This window comes from Alcanivorax sp. UBA3183 (assembly GCF_002364155.1).
GTDB classification, from domain to species: domain Bacteria; phylum Pseudomonadota; class Gammaproteobacteria; order Pseudomonadales; family Alcanivoracaceae; genus Alcanivorax; species Alcanivorax jadensis.
Map to the genome: position 1 here is coordinate 1 of NZ_DEXN01000006.1, position 16,193 is coordinate 16,193.

A 16,193-nucleotide genomic window follows, 5' to 3' on the forward strand; every position below is an offset into this window, starting at 1 on the left:
GCTCAAGCGCCGCTCCTACAGCAAAAACAATACAGGCTCCTGCCTCTCTATTTCCTTGCTATAGCGTTGCCGCAAAAATAGCCCCAAATACCCACATGACACTCTGGGGCTGCCACCATATTGCCTCGATCTTGCAGCGTTCACGTAACCTTTGCGACAAGCCCGCATCCAATTGCTAGCATTGAGGAAACTGACACAGGTGACGTATGCAGGATACCCACGATTTACTGGTGCGCAGCAGCACCGACTTCCCGCCGTTGCGGCGCCACGCTACGTCAATCTTGCAGGTGAACCTGGGGTATCTCTGTAACCTCAGTTGCGTTCACTGCCATGTGAACGCGGGCCCTACGCGCACTGAACTGATGGACCTGGCAACCGTGGACATGGTGTTGGAGGTGATCCGGCTGCGCGATATCAAGGTACTGGATCTCACCGGCGGTGCGCCGGAGATGAACCCCCATTTCCGTTATCTGGTGGAACAGGCCAGGGCTATGGATGTGGAAGTCATCGACCGTTGTAATCTCACCATTCTGCTGGAGCCGGGTTACGAGGATTTGCCGCAGTTTCTGGCGGATAACCGGGTGCATGTGGTGGCATCACTGCCCTGTTATCTGGAAGAGAATGTGAACGCGCAGCGCGGCAAGGGGGTGTATCAGGGCAGTATAGAAGCTATTCGCCGGCTTAATGCCCAAGGCTATGGCAGTGACGGACTGTTGCTGGACCTGGTCTATAACCCCACTGGCCCGAACCTGCCGCCACCCCAGGCGGTGCTGGAAGAGGACTATAAGCGTGAGCTGGATGAACGCTTCGGGCTGCGGTTCAACAGTCTGCTTACCATCACCAATATGCCCATCAGCCGTTTCGGTGCCGTGCTGTTGGCCCACAACCAGTTCAACGATTACATGCAGCTGCTGCGCGACAGCTTCAACCGCGACACCCTGCCGGCGGTGATGTGCCGGGCCACGGTGAGCGTGGATTATCAGGGCTACCTGTACGATTGTGACTTCAACCAGATGCTGGATATGCCCCTGGGGCACCATGAGGGCCACCCGCACCTGTCCGGGTTGCTGGATCACGATCTGGAAGGCGAGCCTATCTATGTGGCGGACCATTGTTTCGGCTGTACCGCGGGTGCCGGTAGTAGTTGCAGTGGTTCTCTGGGGTGAGCGAGACCACCGTCAGTGTGATCGTGCCGGTGTATAACGAAGCCGGCAATCTGGACGCGACCCTGACCATGCTTCGCCATGCCCTGCAAGCCGGGGATGAGCTGGTGGTGGTGGATGGCGGCAGTACTGATAACAGTGTGGAGATTGCCCGTGAGCTGGCGGATCGGGTAGTGCTCAGTGCCCCTGGTCGTGCCCGGCAGATGAACGCCGGCGCCCGTCAGGCCAGTGGCGACTGGTTGTGGTTTGTCCATGCGGATAGCCAGCTTGATGGCACCCACCGGCAGCAACTGATGCGCCTGCCGGCCGACGCCCGCTGGGGCCGTTTTGATGTGCGCCTGAGTGGCCGGCGTTTTTTGTTCCGCGTCATCGGCGCCATGATCAATGTGCGCTCCCGGTTTTCCGGCATTGCCACCGGAGACCAGGGTATCTTCGTGCGCCGCGATATCTTTACCGCTCTGGAAGGCTATCCAGACCAGCCCTTGATGGAAGACATTGCCCTGAGCCGGCGGTTGAAGCAGGAGCAGGGACGACCCCATTGTCTGCGCCCTGTGCTGACCACCAGCAGCCGTCGCTGGGAATCGCGGGGGGCCTGGCCGACCATCTGGCTGATGTGGTCCCTGCGCTATCGCTACTGGCGTGGCGCCCAGCCCGAGCAACTGTACCGGGACTATTATGGCGAGCACTGAGAGCACCTCGCAGCCGCTGCTGATCGTCTTTGCCCGGGCGCTGCAGGCAGGCCGGGTGAAAACCCGATTGATCCCCGATTTTGGCGAAGAGGGTGCCCTCACGCTGTACCGGCTGTTGTTGACCCGCACGATTGCCGCGGCCTGTGGTTTTCCGGGTCGGGTGCAGCTATGGCTGGATCAAGCCGATACGGAGCTGCAGGCATTGGCGCAACGCCATGGTTGGTCCTGTCACCTGCAACAGGGCGAAGACCTGGGGGAAAAAATGGCCCAGGCCCTGAATAGCGGCCTGGCCCAGGCCGATCAGGTGTTACTGGTTGGCAGTGACTGTGCGGTACTGGACCAGGATTACTTCGAGCAGGCCCTGCAGGCGCTGGACAAGGCGCCGGTGGTATTTGGTCCCAGCGAGGATGGCGGCTATGTGTTGATCGGCAGTTCCAGCCAAGCGCTGTGGCACCCTAAGCGCTTCCGTGGTGTTCGGTTCGGCGGCGAACAGGCCCTGGCCGACAGCATTGCCTGTTTTCCCGGGGAGCGGGTGGTTCGTTTACCGGTCCTATGGGACGTGGATACCCGTGATGACGTGATACGTGCGCAGTCCTGTGGTTTATTGCCCGTGCTCCAGGGAACGGAATAACTTCCTGGAGGGTTCAGATATCCCAAGCACGGAAAGCCTCATTTAACGTCCCGCTACTAATTTTTTCTGGATTTTCGAGATATTCCACATAAGATTTCATGATTAATGGTTAGGGTTACCCCCGTAAAGGAAGACGGAGCCGGTATGCAAGATTCAGCGATTCTCGACGATGAGGTCGTTACAGAACTACAGGATGTAATGGGCCAGGATTTCTCCATGTTGGTCGATTCCTTTCAGCGGGATGGCGAGCAACGTCTCCAGACACTGGCGTCCGCGTATACGGCGGGCGACCAGGAAACCCTGCGCCGCCAAGCGCACAGCTTCAAGGGCAGCAGCGGCAATCTGGGTGCGGTGCGGGTTTTCGAGCTGTGCATGCAGCTGGAGAGTCTGGCTCGTGAAGGCGAGTTGGGGCAGGTTTCCGATTTGCTGACTCGGCTGCGCGATGCCTTCGACCAGGCCTGTGATGCCTTGCGTCAGATCTGATCAGACTCCGTTTTAGCGAATTTCAGACAAAAAAAACCCTCTTCCTAATTTGGGGGGTGGAAGAGGGGGGTTGTGAGCGCTATTGCTAGCGCCTTGGGGGGATACTGGTCGAAGTTTTTAGGGGCCCTGGCCCTTCACTTCATGGAGACAATGCTAACGGTAAGCGCTTGGCAGTGCTGTAAAAACGGGTGAGAAAATGTAAAAACATGGGCGCGTTTTGGCATCCCCATGTTTCGTTTACGGGGCTGTTGTTCATGAATCTGGGAAGGGGTGGCGCTGGCTTGTAAGAGATCTCTTACAAAGCTGTAGGAAAAAGCAGTCTTTTTCGGCTGATTTCGGCTGTTTTGAAGCGACAAAATAAAGGTAAGTTATTGATTTTAAATGGTTTTATTTTTTTTGGGTGGTTTTTGGGCAGACTTTTAATATTTATTTTACCCAAACGGCCTGGAGCCGTTGATATAGTGGATTCGTGTTCAGGGATATGGGCACAAGGATAAGCAAGGACAGCACGCAAGGATGTTGCGGTGAGCGCAAAAGGGTCAGGATGACTCGACGCAAAAAGGGCGGCAGGATGCCGCCCTTTTTCTTTGTCTGCGAAATGGTAAAGCCGGGGTAGACGGCTTACCGGGTCCGCCGGGAAGGCCTTAGCCTTCCCACTCACGAACCAGCTTGTCGCGCTTGTTAGGCACACCGTCCCACTCTTCCGCATCGTCCGGTGCATCTTTCATTTCGGTAATGTTCGGCCACTTCTCGGCCAGGTCCGCATTGATCTCCAGGAATTCCTGCTCGCCTTCTGGCAGCTCATCCTCGGAGAAAATGGCGTTAACCGGGCACTCCGGCTCACACAGTGCACAGTCAATACACTCGTCCGGGTGGATAACCAGGAAGTTGGGGCCTTCGTAGAAACAGTCTACCGGGCATACTTCTACACAATCGGTGTGTTTGCAGTTAATGCAGTTCTCACCTACTACGAACGTCATAGCCTGTCCTCGCCAGGTGTCTTGATCTTTGTACAGCGCCAGACTGCTGATTATAGCAGTGCAGGGCCTGTCTCGCTTGGGGTGGCGCTAGTCTAGCGACATGACCAAGGGCAGGCAAACAAAGCCTTGATATAAGGTAATAACCCGACAGGGCCGGAGAGGACAGATCGCGGTGGCCTGGCTTCGTAGGAGCGCCGCTTGAGGCGCGAACCGGCCTTTGTACGGAGAGACGAGTCACGAGAAGCGAGTTGCGAAAACTCGTGGGTGGGAGCGTTGCTTTCCGTTTCTCGTGACTCGACTCTGGGTGCTTCGCGCCTCAAGCGGCGCTCCTACAACGCCTAAAGCAGTCCTCTCAGCTTGTACAGCGCTTCCAGCGCCTGCTTCGGTGTCAGATCGTCCGGATCCAGTTCCTTGAGGGCATGCTCCACGGCGCTGGGCTCGGCAAACAGGCTGGCCTGGGCAGGGGCCGCTAACGGTGTGGCGGCAGCTGGGGTTGAACGGTCTGCGGGTGCCAGTGGTTTACCGGCTTCCAGCTCGCGCAGCTTTTCCCCTGCCTGATGGATCACGCTCTGTGGCACCCCGGCCAGCTGGGCCACCTGCAAGCCATAGCTGCGGCTGGCAGGGCCCTCCTGTACCCGGTGCAGAAACACGATGCGGTTATCGTGCTCGCTGGCGGTCAGGTGGGCGTTGTAGATGCCGGGCAACTGGTCGGGCAGCTGGGTCAGCTCGAAATAGTGGGTGGCGAACAGGGTGAAGGCCTTCAGGTTGCGCGCCAGGTGTTCGGCGGCGGCCCAGGCCAGGCTGAGGCCGTCGAAGGTGCTGGTGCCGCGGCCGATCTCATCCATCAATACCAGGCTGTGGGCGGTGGCGTTGTTGAGGATGTTGGCGGTCTCGGACATTTCCACCATAAAGGTGGAGCGGCCGCCGGCCAGATCATCGGACGAACCGATACGGGTAAAGATGCGATCCAGGCTGCCGATGCGGGCACTGGCTGCGGGTACGCAGCTCCCCAGATGGGCGAGCAGGGCAATCAGGGCGGTCTGGCGCATGTAGGTGGACTTACCGCCCATGTTCGGGCCGGTGATGATCACCATGCGGCGGGCGTCGTCCAGATGCAGGCTGTTGGGCACGAAGGCATCGTCCAGCACCTGCTCCACCACCGGGTGACGGCCATCGACGATTTCGATGATGGCATCGTCGTCCACCAGTTGCGGGCGCACCCAGTTGAGTGCTTCGGCGCGCTCGGCCAGGGAAGCCAGCACATCCAGCTCGGCCACGGCGGCGGCACTGCGCTGCAGGGCGTGCAGGTCGGCGGCCACTTTTTCCAGCAGCGCTTCGTAGAGACGCTTCTCCAGCGTTAACGCCCTGCTGGAGGCGGACAGGGCTTTGTCCTCGAATTCTTTCAGTTCCGGAGTGATGAACCGCTCGGCATTTTTCAGGGTCTGGCGGCGTTGATAATCCGCTGGCGCCTGGTCCGATTCCCGCCGTGACAGCTCGATGTAATAGCCATGCACCCGGTTGTACTTCACTCGCAGGGTGGAAAGCTGGGTACGTTCGCGTTCGCGGGTTTCGATATCCACCAGAATGGCGCCGGCGTTCTCGCTGATGGAGCGCAGCTCGTCCAGCTCTTCGCTATAACCCGGCGCGATCACGCCGCCGTCGCGAATCAGCATGGGCGGATTGTCGATCACTGCGCGGCCCAGCAGCTCCACCTGATTGGGGAACTGGCCGATGCGCTCAATCAGTTCGTAAAAGCAGTCGGCGCCGGGCAGGGTACCGATGAGAGGCGGCAGGGCCTTGAGGCTGGCGTGCAGGCGGGTCAGGTCGCGAGGGCGCGCAGAGCGCAAGGCCACCCGGCCGAGAATCCGTTCCATGTCACCGATGTCATTGAGTACATCGCGGGCGGACTCGAAACACCAGCCCTGCCGCAAGGCGTCGATCTGGTCCTGGCGCTGGGTGAGGGTGGTGCGGTTGCGTAGAGGCTGGTGTACCCAGCGTTTGAGCAGGCGCGCGCCCATTGCGGTTTCAGTGCTGTCCAGCACCCAGGCCAGGGTGTTCTGTTCCTGGCCATCCAGGGTTTCGGTGAGCTCCAGGTTACGGCGGGTGGCGGCATCCATGGCCACCGCATCGTCAAAGCTTTCCACCGCCAGCGAGGTAATATGGGGTAGTTCGCCGCGCTGGGTTTCCTTGGCGTAACCCAGCAGGGCGCCGGCGGCGGCTACGGCCACCGGCGATGGCTCGCCAAAACCGGCCAGATCCTGCACCTGAAACTGCTGGCACAGCTGGCGGCGGGCAGCGTCTTCATCAAACTCCCAGCCCGGGCGCTTGCGAGTGCCGGGCCGCTCGGCCCAGCGACCGGGCAGGCCATGCTCCTCGCTCAGCAACAACTCCGCCGGTGACCAGCGCTCCAGCAGCGCCTGCAGTTGCTCGGCACCTTCCACCTGGGTCACCACAAAGCGCCCGGCGGCCAGGTCCAGGCTGGCGCAACCGTACTGGTTGTTGTTATCGAAAACGGCACACAGAAGATTGTCGCGGCGCTCTTCCAGCAGAGCTTCGTCACTGACCGTGCCGGGGGTGACGATGCGCACCACCTTGCGCTCCACCGGGCCCTTGGCCAGGGCCGGGTCGCCAATCTGCTCGGCAATCGCCACGGATTCGCCCAGCTTTACCAGCCTGGCCAGATAGTTCTCCGCCGCATGGTAGGGAATCCCCGCCATGGGAATCGGCTTGCCGGCACTCTGGCCGCGCTGGGTTAGGGTGATATCTAGCAGCCGCGCGGCCTTCTGGGCATCGCCGAAGAACAACTCGTAGAAATCCCCCATGCGGTAGAACACCAGCTGATCCGGGTGCTCGGCCTTGATCGCCAGGTATTGCTGCATCATCGGCGTATGTTGGCTCAGGTCCGCGCTCACGCTTCCTCCGGGGGGTATCAGTGACTCAGATGAAAGGAGGCATGATATAGGGAATGGGGGCGGGAATCATGGGGTAAGGAGGTATGGGGGTGGTGGGATGGTAGAAGGGGCGAGGTTAAGGGTGTGGAGGTGGGTAACGTGAGATTTGATTGGTCGGATTTATGCGTGTCCCTTCTTTACTATGGTTTCTCCTGGCGGATACTCGGCATGGTTGGGATGGCCCCGCCAAGCGGGGCCGGATGGATTATTTCCCTTCGGTAAGGGTGCTGTAACTGGTAATCAGGTTACGGTAATCCGGGATGTGGTTGGAGAAAAGAGCACCCAAACCTTCAATGTCGTTGCGCCAGTCACGATGCAGTTCGCAGGCGGTACCGAACCAGGTCATCAGTTGGGCGCCGGCGGAAGTCATACGATCCCATGCCGCATCCCGGGTCATGGCATTAAAGGTGCCGGAGGCATCAGTGACGATGAAAACCTCGAAATCTTCCTCCAGGGCCGACAGCGCCGGGAAGGCCACGCACACCTCGGTGACCACGCCAGCAATAATCAGCTGTTTCTTGCCGGTGGCTTTAACAGCCTTTACGAAGTCCTCGTTATCCCAAGCATTGATCTGGCCCGGACGGGCGATGTAGGGCGCATCCGGGAACATTTCTTTTAGCTCGGGGACCAGCGGACCGTTGGGGCCGGTTTCAAAACTGGTGGTAAGAATGGTCGGCAGGTTGAAGTATTTCGCCAGATCGGCCAGGGCCAACACGTTGTTCTTGAACTTGTCCGGATCAATATCACGAACCAGAGACAGCAGGCCGGCCTGATGGTCGACCAGCAACACTGCAGCATTGTCTTTGTCGAGACGAGTATATTGTTTACCCATAGTCTTTCTCCTGGTGGTAACGGGTAACGATTTCGCTACCCTCGATTGAAAAAATCACGATGACATTTTCCCGAAATCACCCTGCTGGAAATCCCGGATTGCCTGACGTATTTCCTCCTTGGTATTCATGACAAAGGGACCGTAGCCTTCGATCGGTTCGTTCAGGGGCTCGCCTGAGATCAGCAGTAGCTGGCTTTCTGCCTCCGTCTGAATTTGCACCTGATTACCCTGTGAACTGAGCACAACCATCTGGCCGACGGCGGCACGGGCATGTTCATTGATCAGGCTGCTGCCACTCCTGGCGATTACTGCCGTATTCCAGCCATCGGGTACGTCAAGCAGCACGTTGGCGTGATCCTGCAAGGTCACGTCCCAGACCAGCATGGGTGAAAAGGTCTTGGCCGGGCCTGCATGCCCTTGAAACTCACCAGCAATAACCCGGATTTCGCCGTTGGCGGCGGCCAGTGGCACCACGGGAATCTGTTCCCCGGTAATCGCCTGATAGGAGGGAGGGGCCATCTTGTCGGCTGCGGGCAGATTGACCCACAGCTGGATCATTTCCAGGTGTCCGCCCTGGTAGGTGAATGCCGGAGAATGAAACTCCTCATGGAGAATCCCGGCACCGGCAGTCATCCACTGCACATCCCCGGGACCGATTACCCCACCCTCACCGGTGGAATCCCGGTGCGCGACTTCGCCCTGATAGACAATCGTTACGGTTTCAAAACCGCGATGGGGATGTTCGCCCACGCCGCGTGGCTTGGTCGCCGGTGGAAAGCGGGCCGGGCCGGCATAGTCCAGCAACAGAAATGGGCTCAGTTGCTTGCCGTGGCTTTCATAGGAAAACAGGGAGCGAACCGGAAAACCGTTACCCACCCAGTGGGGTTGAGGTGCGGAATATACACCCAGGATTTTTTTCATCGACGGTCTCCTTATCAATCTGCAATGAATGATAGGGATGGAACGATTGAGCTGATAGATGGCAATATTGCGATGCAGCGTTGCACTAATGGAACGATAAATGGAAGACCTTAACGACCTGTATTACTTCGCGAAAGTGGTCGAATACGGCGGTTTTGCCCCGGCGGAACGGGCAATTGGTATCCCCAAGTCCAAGCTCAGTCGGCGGGTGGCGTCGCTGGAAGACCGCTTGGGCGTGCGGCTACTAAACCGCTCAAGCCGCCAACTTTCGGTGACCGAAATTGGTGGTCAGTACTATGAGCATTGCAATGCCATGCTTATTGAAGCCGAATCTGCCCAGGAGGCCATTGATACCGTTCGGGCCGAACCTCGTGGTGTGATTCGCGTAACCTGCCCAATTACCCTGCTGCATGTCCATATCGGGCCCTTCCTGGCCGACTTTATGCGTCAGTACCCGCAGATCACGATCCATCTGGAAGCCACCAACCGCCGGGTGGATTTGATCAATGAAGGGGTGGATGTGGCCATTAGGGTACGGCCGCCACCGTTACAGGACAGCGACCTGCGGCTGCGGGTGCTATCCGACAGAGGGCTCGCCCTGGTTGCCAGCCCTGAGCTGATCACACAGTTCGGTATGCCGTGTCATCCAAGAGAGCTGGAGCTGTGGCCGAGTCTTGGGCTGGGATCACCGCGGCCGGATTTTCGTTGGGAGTTACGGGGCGAGGATGGCAGCCAGATCAGCGTGTTTCATCAGCCCCGTTTCGTGACCACTGACATGATTGCCCTGCGCCGGGCGGCCATGGCCGGAGTAGGGGTGGTGCAGCTGCCTGTGCTGACTGTGCAAAGGCAATTGGAACGCGGCGAGCTGGTAAAGATCCTGCCCCACTGGGCGCTGCATCGGGATATCATTCATGTGGTGTTCCCGTCCCGGCGTGGTGTTCTGCCTGCCGTGAAAACGTTGATTGACAGTCTGGTCGAGTTCTACGAGTCCTTTGATGAGGAATGATTCCGGGTGGCGAGCCTTTAATCGTTGTTATGTTCTTGGTGAGATTGTCTGGATGTCTTGCCAAGCCAGCCTCGACAGGCGCGGTTAAAGGCAGATTACTCCGAGTAGCCCAGCAATCCGGCGATCTGACTGAATGGTTTTGTGTCATGGAACAGCAACCAGGATCATTATCCGGCTTTTGTTCTGCCAATATCTGTAAATGTATCCCACAGTCATTACTGTTATTTGACACAGCGCAGGTAGGCCTGGTTCGCCCAGAGACGTTCATTTAAGTCCGTTGTCATCCTGTGAAAATTATAGTTTTTTAAAGAGAAATTTTTATTTATCAATTTTGGCCTGATTACATTAGGTCAAACACCCCCACGCATAATAGGCGGGTGTTGGCCCGAGTCCGCAGTCACGCTTTCTTCAGAGTCAGTGACTCATATGAAGAATGCATGGTATTGGAATGGGTGGATGAGTCATGGGTATGGTTTGTATGCCCTGCATTCAACAGAGCGTTTCTATAAAGTGCTAAGGTGACGGACGTGATTAGAGTCCTCGCCGAAGCAGAGTCAACGGCAAAACAGAGTGCACCATCCAATTCGCCCCTACGGCAATCCGGAATGATCTTATGCCCCGCATCGCGGTCTTCGCCGACGTTCAGAATATCTATTACACCACCCGCCAGGCGTTTGGGCGGCAGTTCAATTATCGTGCCCTGTGGCAGCACCTTTCTGAGCGAGGTGAGATTGTGCACGCCATGGCCTACGCCACCCATCGTGGCGATGATGGCCAGACGAAATTTCAGGATGCCCTGAAGCACATTGGGTTCACGGTAAAACTGAAGCCCTATATCCAGCGCAGCGATGGTTCCAGCAAAGGGGACTGGGATGTGGGTATCGCCGTGGATGTGATGACCCTGGCGTCGCAGGTGGATACGGTGGTGTTGCTATCTGGTGATGGTGACTTTGATGTGTTGCTGGAGCGGATCAACGTTGACCCCGGTGTTCGAACGGAGGTCTATGGAGTGGAATCACTGACAGCCCGTTCCCTGATTGATAGCGCCTCGGTATACCACCCGATCGGCGATGATCTTCTGTTATAGGGATTGCGCCTTGCTTGCGCAGGCATTGTGTCGAGGTCGCGGTCGGTGAGCTGGGGCAGGGCAGAATGGCGCTGACTACAAGATGTAGCGAGTACCGTTGGAGCTTTGCTCGCAAAGCTCCAACGGGTGCTGACACAACGATGCTTCAGTGAATTTACCTGCCGTTCGGGCCGGTCCTGCTGTAGGCCACGTTCTAGCGTGCGGCGTCCAGAGCCTGGCTGATGTCTGCCAGGATATCGTCCACATGCTCGATACCGATGGACAGGCGCACCATCTCGCGGCTGACGCCGGCGTTGGCCAATTCTTTGTCATCCAGCTGACGGTGGGTGGTGGAAGCGGGGTGGCAGGCCAGTGAGCGGGCATCGCCAATGTTCACCAACCGCAGGATCAATTGCAGGGCGTCAATGAAACGGGCACCGGCTTCCTGACCGCCCTCAATGCCGAAGCTGAGAATACCGGACGCGCGGCCATCCATGTATTTCTGCGCCAGTGCATTGTCCGGGCTTTCCGGCAGCCCTGCGTAGTTCACCCAGTTCACCTGGGGGTGATCGCGCAGGAACTCGGCCACCTTCTGTGCATTTTCACAATGGCGATCCATGCGCAGCGGCAGGGTTTCAATGCCCTGCAGAATCAAAAAGGTATTGAACGGGCTCAGCGCGGCGCCGGTGTTGCGAAGCGGGGCCACTCGTGCGCGACCAATGAAGGCGGCTTCGCCCAGGGCTTCGGTGTAGACCACGCCGTGGTAGGACGGATCGGGTTCGTTGAGTACCCGGAAACGCTCCTTGTGCTTGGTCCAGGGGAATTTCCCGGAATCCACAATAATCCCGGCCACGGAGTTACCGTGCCCACCCATGTACTTTGTCAGCGAGTGCACGACGATATCGGCGCCATGCTCGATGGGCCGCCACAGGTAAGGTGTGGCGACGGTATTGTCGACGATAAGCGGTACGCCGGCCTGATGGGCTACCTCGGCCAGGCGTTCGATGTCGACAATATTGCCGGCGGGGTTGCCCACGGATTCACAAAAGACGGCCTTGGTGTTGTCATCGATGGATGCGGCAAGCGCATCAAAATCATCATGGCTGACAAAGCGTGCCTCGATGCCCCGGCGCGGCAGACTGTGGGCAAAGAAGTTGTAGGTGCCACCGTAGAGTTTGCTGGTAGTGACGATGTTATCGCCCACTTCGGTGATGGTTTCCAGCGCATACTCGATGGCGGCCATGCCGGAGGCGACGGCCAGGGCGCCGACGCCTCCTTCCATGGCAGCGACCCGCTCTTCGAGAACCGCATTGGTGGGGTTCATGATGCGGGTATAAATATTTCCGGGCACCTTCAGATCAAACAGATCCGCCCCATGCTGGGTGTTGTCGAAGGCATAGGACGTGGTCTGGTAGATCGGTGTCACAACCGCCTTGGTCGTGGGGTCCACCTGAAAGCCGGCACGCACGGCAAGGGTTTCCATCTTCATGAGCAGTCCTTGTGTTGTTGTATGAGTGAGTCAGTTTCCAGAGAGTATCAAACTGTTGAAGGCTTATCCGGGGTTATGTTCGGCTTACGGCCAGCAAACGCAAGCGCAGAAAATGCCCCTGAAGAGGCCATTGAATGTCGTTCCCCACCTTCAGGCCCAGCAGCGCCGCTCCGGCAGGGGTGAGAATGGATATGGCGTCGCTGACTGACTGTGCTTCATGGGGAAGAGTCAGTGCTCGTTCGTGTTCCTTGCCGGTGGACTCATTGCGAAAACGCATGCGGCTACCCAGCGTCACAACATCGTCCGGTATGGCATCAGCTTCAACAATATGGGCACGGGCCAACTCATCGTAAAGATAATCGATCTGGTCCGACTCCCCTTTGAAGTTGTCCAGTAGGGCAAAAAGACGGTCGCGATCAGTGGTGCTAACGGTAATCGGGGGTAGCGTATTCATGATGTTCTCCTGACGGTGTGATGAGTGTTTGCCGGGGGCGCCGAACCCCCGGTTTCCGTCGGGTGTTCGGCGTCAGGAGAGAAAGGCAGGGGTACTCGTAACCAGGGCGAAAGCGCTGGCAGTGCGGCAAGAGATCAGACCGTCGGTGGCGGCAATGGTGGTGCGAATCGGGTTCATGGCTTGAGATTAGCAGAGCCGCCCGGTTTGTCCAGCGGTCTCTTCAGGCCGGTTTGCCCCGGAACAGCAGTTTCTCCAGCTCCCTGTCATTTTTCACCATGTCTTCAAGGCTGTATTCGTCCAGCACCGCCAGAAAAGCCTTCTGTGCTTTCTTCAGTGCATTCTTCAGTTTGCAGCCCGGGTCGATGGGACAGGTTGAGTCCGACCCGAAGCATTCCAGCAATTTCAGGTTTTCGGTTTCCCGCACCAGTTTCCCGACCTTGATGGCGGCAGGCGTTTGCGCCAGCACCAGACCGCCACCACGACCACGCAGACTTTTCACATAGCCCAGCTGCGACAGAGTCTGGGCCACCTTGGCCACATGGTTGGCAGAAATACCATAGTCCCGGGCAATTTCCTGCACGGTCACCGGACGCTCTCCCTCTTTCAGTGCCAGATAAATGAGGGTGCGCAGGGAATAGTCGGTATGGGTGGAGAGTTGCATGGCTTGACCTGCTCAAAAGAGGTATCTAATATGCCTTTTATAAACAGGCATGTAAAATACCACTTTAAGGAGACAACCATGCTGACAGCGCACCAAGTGGCAGTGATCAAGCAAACCGTTCCCGTACTGCAGGAAAATGGTGAGGTGCTGACCCGGCACTTCTACGAGCGTATGTTCCGGGAAAACCCGGAGGTGTTAACGTTCTTTAACCCGGCCCACCAGAAAGCGGGCACTCAGCAGCGGGCGCTGGCAGGGGCTATCTGCGCCTATGCGCAGCATATTGAAAACCCGGCAGCACTGGCCGATGCGGTGGAGCTGATCGCCCAGAAACACGCTTCCCTGGGGATTCAGGCCGAGCATTACCCCATCGTGGGTGAGAACCTGCTGGCCTCCATTCAGGAAGTGCTGGGGGAGGCGGCCACCCCGGAGATCATTGATGCCTGGGCGGCGGCCTATGGGGTGCTGGCGACTATCTTCATCGACCGGGAGCAGCAGATTTACCAGGACCAGAAGACGGACTTCGGCTGGACCGGCTTCAAGCGCTTTGTGGTGAAAAAACGGGAGGCAGCCAGCGACAATATCGTGTCACTGTACCTGGCGCCGGAGGATGGTCAGCCGCTCCAGGCCCACCAACCGGGCCAATACATTACCGTGCGATTGACTCCGCAGGATGGTGAGCCGGTGATGCGCAACTACAGTCTGTCCAATCGTCCGGGAGCGGATTACTTCCGGATCAGTGTCAAACGGGAGCTGGCGGTGGTGGATGGCGCTCCTAACGGGGTCTGCTCCAACCATCTGCACGACCGGATTCAGGAAGGGGATGTGCTGGAGCTGGCGCCGCCCTGTGGCGAATTCACTCTGCAAACCCGTGATGAAACGCAACGCCCTCTGGTGTTGATGGCCGGCGGTGTTGGCATTACGCCATTGTTGTCCATGTTGTATGCGGCACTGGAAGCCCAGCCGGGCCGTGAGGTGATCTTCATCCAGTGCGCGCTTAACAGTGCGGTCCGGCCTTTTGCTGAAGAGCTGGTGGCGTTGCAACGTGATTACACAAACCTGTGCACTCATCTGCGTTTGAGTGAACCGTCAGAGAGTGATCGTCATCAGGGAGACTATGATAGTGAAGGTTTTCTGGATGCGGCACTGCTCGATGAGCTGCTGGGCGAGCGCCACGCCGACTTCTATCTGTGTGGCCCGGCGCCGATGCTTAAACATGCCTGGCAGTTGCTGAAAACGCGGGGCGTGGACGAAGCGGATATCCATTTCGAGTTCTTTGGCCCGGCTGATGATCTGGCGGCGTAACGGGTAAGGCCGTCCAGACAGGGGGGAACCTGTCTGTGGCAAAACACCGCATTTCCTTTTTCCTGGTCCCTTTGTAGATTGCCCCAGTCAATAAGGGGGGCAGGAAATGCGGTTTTGGTGTGCGGTTATCTTTTTTGTTGTCTACTCGGCGTGTGCCTCGGCAAATGAGCTTGCCACGGTAAGGGTGGGCGCTGCTGTTTCTTCTGAGCTCTCACCGGATGTGCTGCATTCTGCCGCCGACAGTGGTGACTGGTTACGTCAACAGCCCGGCGTGGATGGTGTCCGAATGGGAGGACATGGCATTGATCCGGTGATACGCGGCCAAAGCCAGAATCGTCTGAATATCCTCCTTGATGACAGCTTTGTGTATGGCGGTTGCCCTAATCGTATGGATCCACCAACCGCCTACGCCCCGCTGCACTCTTACGATGAGATCGAGATTCGCAAGGGAATCACTTCCTTGCAGGACGGGCCGGGAGGCTCCGGCGGTACGGTGCTGTTTCGTCGCGTTACGCCTGTTTTCCTGGAAAACGATGCCCCGGTGCGGGGTGATTTTGGGGGGCGTTACGGCAGCAATGGCGACAGTCGTGAAGCATGGACAAATCTGATTGTCGGCAATGAATACGGCTACCTGCGGACCTTTGGTCAGTACGGCAAGGCAAACAATTATGAGGATGGTGATGGCCGGGAAATTGCCAGCGGTTATGAGATTCGTCAGGGGGGGGGGATCCTCGGGTGGACGCCGAATGCTGACAGTGAATGGTCGGTGCAATACGAGGAAACCCGGGAGAGGGACGTGCAGTTTGCCGGAGCCGGCATGGACAGCCCACGCAGTGACAGTACCACGGTGGCCTTGAAAGGCCGCCACCGGATGAGTTCCCGTTGGACTCTGTCGGGCAATGTGAGCTGGAACCAGGTTGATCATCTCATGGATAACTTCAGCCTTCGCCCGGCGCCCATACAGATGGGCTCAGCCATGAAGGTTGAGGTGCCTTCCGAGTCTGAAACCCTGACCGCAAAGTTGATCGCGGAATCCGTATCAGGCCCTACAGAAATTGCTTTTGGCCTCAATGCCCAACGCAATCGGCGTGATGCGGTGTTGCGAAATGTCTCAAGCTCCCCCGTGCTTGAGCTGGCGCGACTATGGCCGGACGTGATGATTCAACATCTGGGCGGCTTTGCGGAAGTGACGCAGCACTTTTCCGATCAGCAGCGTTTGTCCGGTGGAGTGAGAATTGACCATGCTGTGGCCCGCCCCAGGGACAGTAACGAGCGCCCCGCCGGCCCGCCCTGGGTGCGTAGTGCAGCACAGCTCTATGAGCAGGCCTACGGGGTCAGGGGTGATCTTGAGGTGCGGGAATGGTTGCCCGCCGCCTTCCTGCGATTTGAACTGGACCAGCAGGGCCACCACTGGTTTGCCAGTGCCAGCTACAGTGAGCGGTTGGGCGACGCCTCAGAACTGTATATTGCCCGCAACGCTGCCATGGGTAACCAGCAGTGGATTGGTAATCCCGATTTGGCTCCGGAAGCCCATCGGCAGCTGGATATTGGCTTGCGCTCGCAAG

Annotated in this window: 15 protein-coding genes; 8 read left to right on the forward strand and 7 right to left on the reverse strand. The window is 58.0% G+C overall.

Annotated elements, in window-relative coordinates:
* Positions 1–206: 206 nt before the first annotated feature.
* The 4 genes from arsS (at position 207) to B3Q33_RS01265 (ending at position 2,966) form a co-directional block, all read left to right on the forward strand.
* The gene (gene arsS, locus B3Q33_RS01250; protein WP_035246425.1) at positions 207–1,166 is read left to right on the forward strand and encodes an arsenosugar biosynthesis radical SAM (seleno)protein ArsS; all 960 of its coding nucleotides are present in this window, start codon (positions 207–209) and stop codon (positions 1,164–1,166) included.
* The gene (locus B3Q33_RS01255; protein ID WP_272961723.1) at positions 1,163–1,852 is read left to right on the forward strand and encodes a TIGR04283 family arsenosugar biosynthesis glycosyltransferase; all 690 of its coding nucleotides are present in this window, start codon (positions 1,163–1,165) and stop codon (positions 1,850–1,852) included. Before arsS ends, B3Q33_RS01255 begins: the two co-directional genes overlap by 4 nt.
* Entirely contained in the window at positions 1,839–2,483 is a 645-nt protein-coding gene (locus B3Q33_RS01260) for a TIGR04282 family arsenosugar biosynthesis glycosyltransferase (protein WP_035246428.1), read from the forward strand. The genes B3Q33_RS01255 and B3Q33_RS01260 overlap by 14 nt, the downstream gene beginning before the upstream one ends.
* A gap of 144 nt (positions 2,484–2,627) precedes the next feature.
* Positions 2,628–2,966: an Hpt domain-containing protein gene (locus tag B3Q33_RS01265; RefSeq protein ID WP_272961722.1), complete on the forward strand. Its 339-nt coding sequence runs from the start codon at positions 2,628–2,630 to the stop codon at positions 2,964–2,966.
* 644 nt (positions 2,967–3,610) lie between these two features.
* Here the strand turns inward: B3Q33_RS01265 and fdxA are convergent.
* The 4 genes from fdxA to B3Q33_RS01285 form a co-directional block, all read right to left on the reverse strand.
* Positions 3,611–3,946 carry a ferredoxin FdxA gene (gene fdxA / locus B3Q33_RS01270; protein ID WP_272961721.1) on the reverse strand — a complete coding sequence of 112 codons (336 nt, stop codon included), beginning with the start codon at positions 3,944–3,946 and terminating at the stop codon, positions 3,611–3,613.
* A 338-nt stretch (positions 3,947–4,284) separates the two neighbouring features.
* Positions 4,285–6,828, reverse strand: a complete 2,544-nt coding sequence (mutS, locus tag B3Q33_RS01275) for a DNA mismatch repair protein MutS (RefSeq protein ID WP_273008784.1) — start codon at positions 6,826–6,828, stop codon at positions 4,285–4,287.
* A 274-nt stretch (positions 6,829–7,102) separates the two neighbouring features.
* Positions 7,103–7,729, reverse strand: coding sequence for an isochorismate family cysteine hydrolase YcaC (gene ycaC / locus B3Q33_RS01280; protein ID WP_035246431.1), 627 nt, complete (start codon positions 7,727–7,729; stop codon positions 7,103–7,105).
* 54 nt (positions 7,730–7,783) lie between these two features.
* Complete coding sequence (locus tag B3Q33_RS01285; protein WP_272961719.1) at positions 7,784–8,650, reverse strand: pirin family protein; 867 nt, start codon at positions 8,648–8,650, stop codon at positions 7,784–7,786.
* 100 nt (positions 8,651–8,750) lie between these two features.
* Here B3Q33_RS01285 and B3Q33_RS01290 point away from each other — a divergent pair, with 100 nt between their 5' ends.
* The gene (locus tag B3Q33_RS01290; RefSeq protein WP_272961718.1) at positions 8,751–9,656 is read left to right on the forward strand and encodes a LysR family transcriptional regulator; all 906 of its coding nucleotides are present in this window, start codon (positions 8,751–8,753) and stop codon (positions 9,654–9,656) included.
* 613 nt (positions 9,657–10,269) lie between these two features.
* Positions 10,270–10,743, forward strand: a complete 474-nt coding sequence (locus B3Q33_RS01295) for an NYN domain-containing protein (protein WP_035246435.1) — start codon at positions 10,270–10,272, stop codon at positions 10,741–10,743.
* A 193-nt stretch (positions 10,744–10,936) separates the two neighbouring features.
* On the opposite strand, the gene B3Q33_RS01300 is transcribed toward B3Q33_RS01295, so the two are convergent.
* The 3 genes from B3Q33_RS01300 to B3Q33_RS01310 all read right to left on the reverse strand — a co-directional run bounded on the left by B3Q33_RS01300 (position 10,937) and on the right by B3Q33_RS01310 (position 13,326).
* Positions 10,937–12,211: a bifunctional O-acetylhomoserine aminocarboxypropyltransferase/cysteine synthase gene (locus B3Q33_RS01300; protein WP_035246437.1), complete on the reverse strand. Its 1,275-nt coding sequence runs from the start codon at positions 12,209–12,211 to the stop codon at positions 10,937–10,939.
* A gap of 73 nt (positions 12,212–12,284) precedes the next feature.
* Positions 12,285–12,665, reverse strand: coding sequence for a nucleoside diphosphate kinase regulator (gene rnk, locus B3Q33_RS01305; RefSeq protein ID WP_272974561.1), 381 nt, complete (start codon positions 12,663–12,665; stop codon positions 12,285–12,287).
* Positions 12,666–12,885: 220 nt separating this feature from the next.
* Positions 12,886–13,326 carry an RrF2 family transcriptional regulator gene (locus B3Q33_RS01310; RefSeq protein ID WP_273008781.1) on the reverse strand — a complete coding sequence of 147 codons (441 nt, stop codon included), beginning with the start codon at positions 13,324–13,326 and terminating at the stop codon, positions 12,886–12,888.
* 78 nt (positions 13,327–13,404) lie between these two features.
* Here B3Q33_RS01310 and hmpA point away from each other — a divergent pair, with 78 nt between their 5' ends.
* Together hmpA and B3Q33_RS01320 are read left to right on the forward strand one after the other, a co-directional pair.
* Positions 13,405–14,628 (forward strand): NO-inducible flavohemoprotein, encoded by a 1,224-nt coding sequence (hmpA, locus tag B3Q33_RS01315; protein ID WP_273008782.1) that lies wholly within the window; start codon positions 13,405–13,407, stop codon positions 14,626–14,628.
* A 220-nt stretch (positions 14,629–14,848) separates the two neighbouring features.
* On the forward strand, positions 14,849–16,193 hold a 1,345-nt coding region (locus B3Q33_RS01320; protein WP_286826613.1), incomplete at its 3' end, for a TonB-dependent receptor domain-containing protein.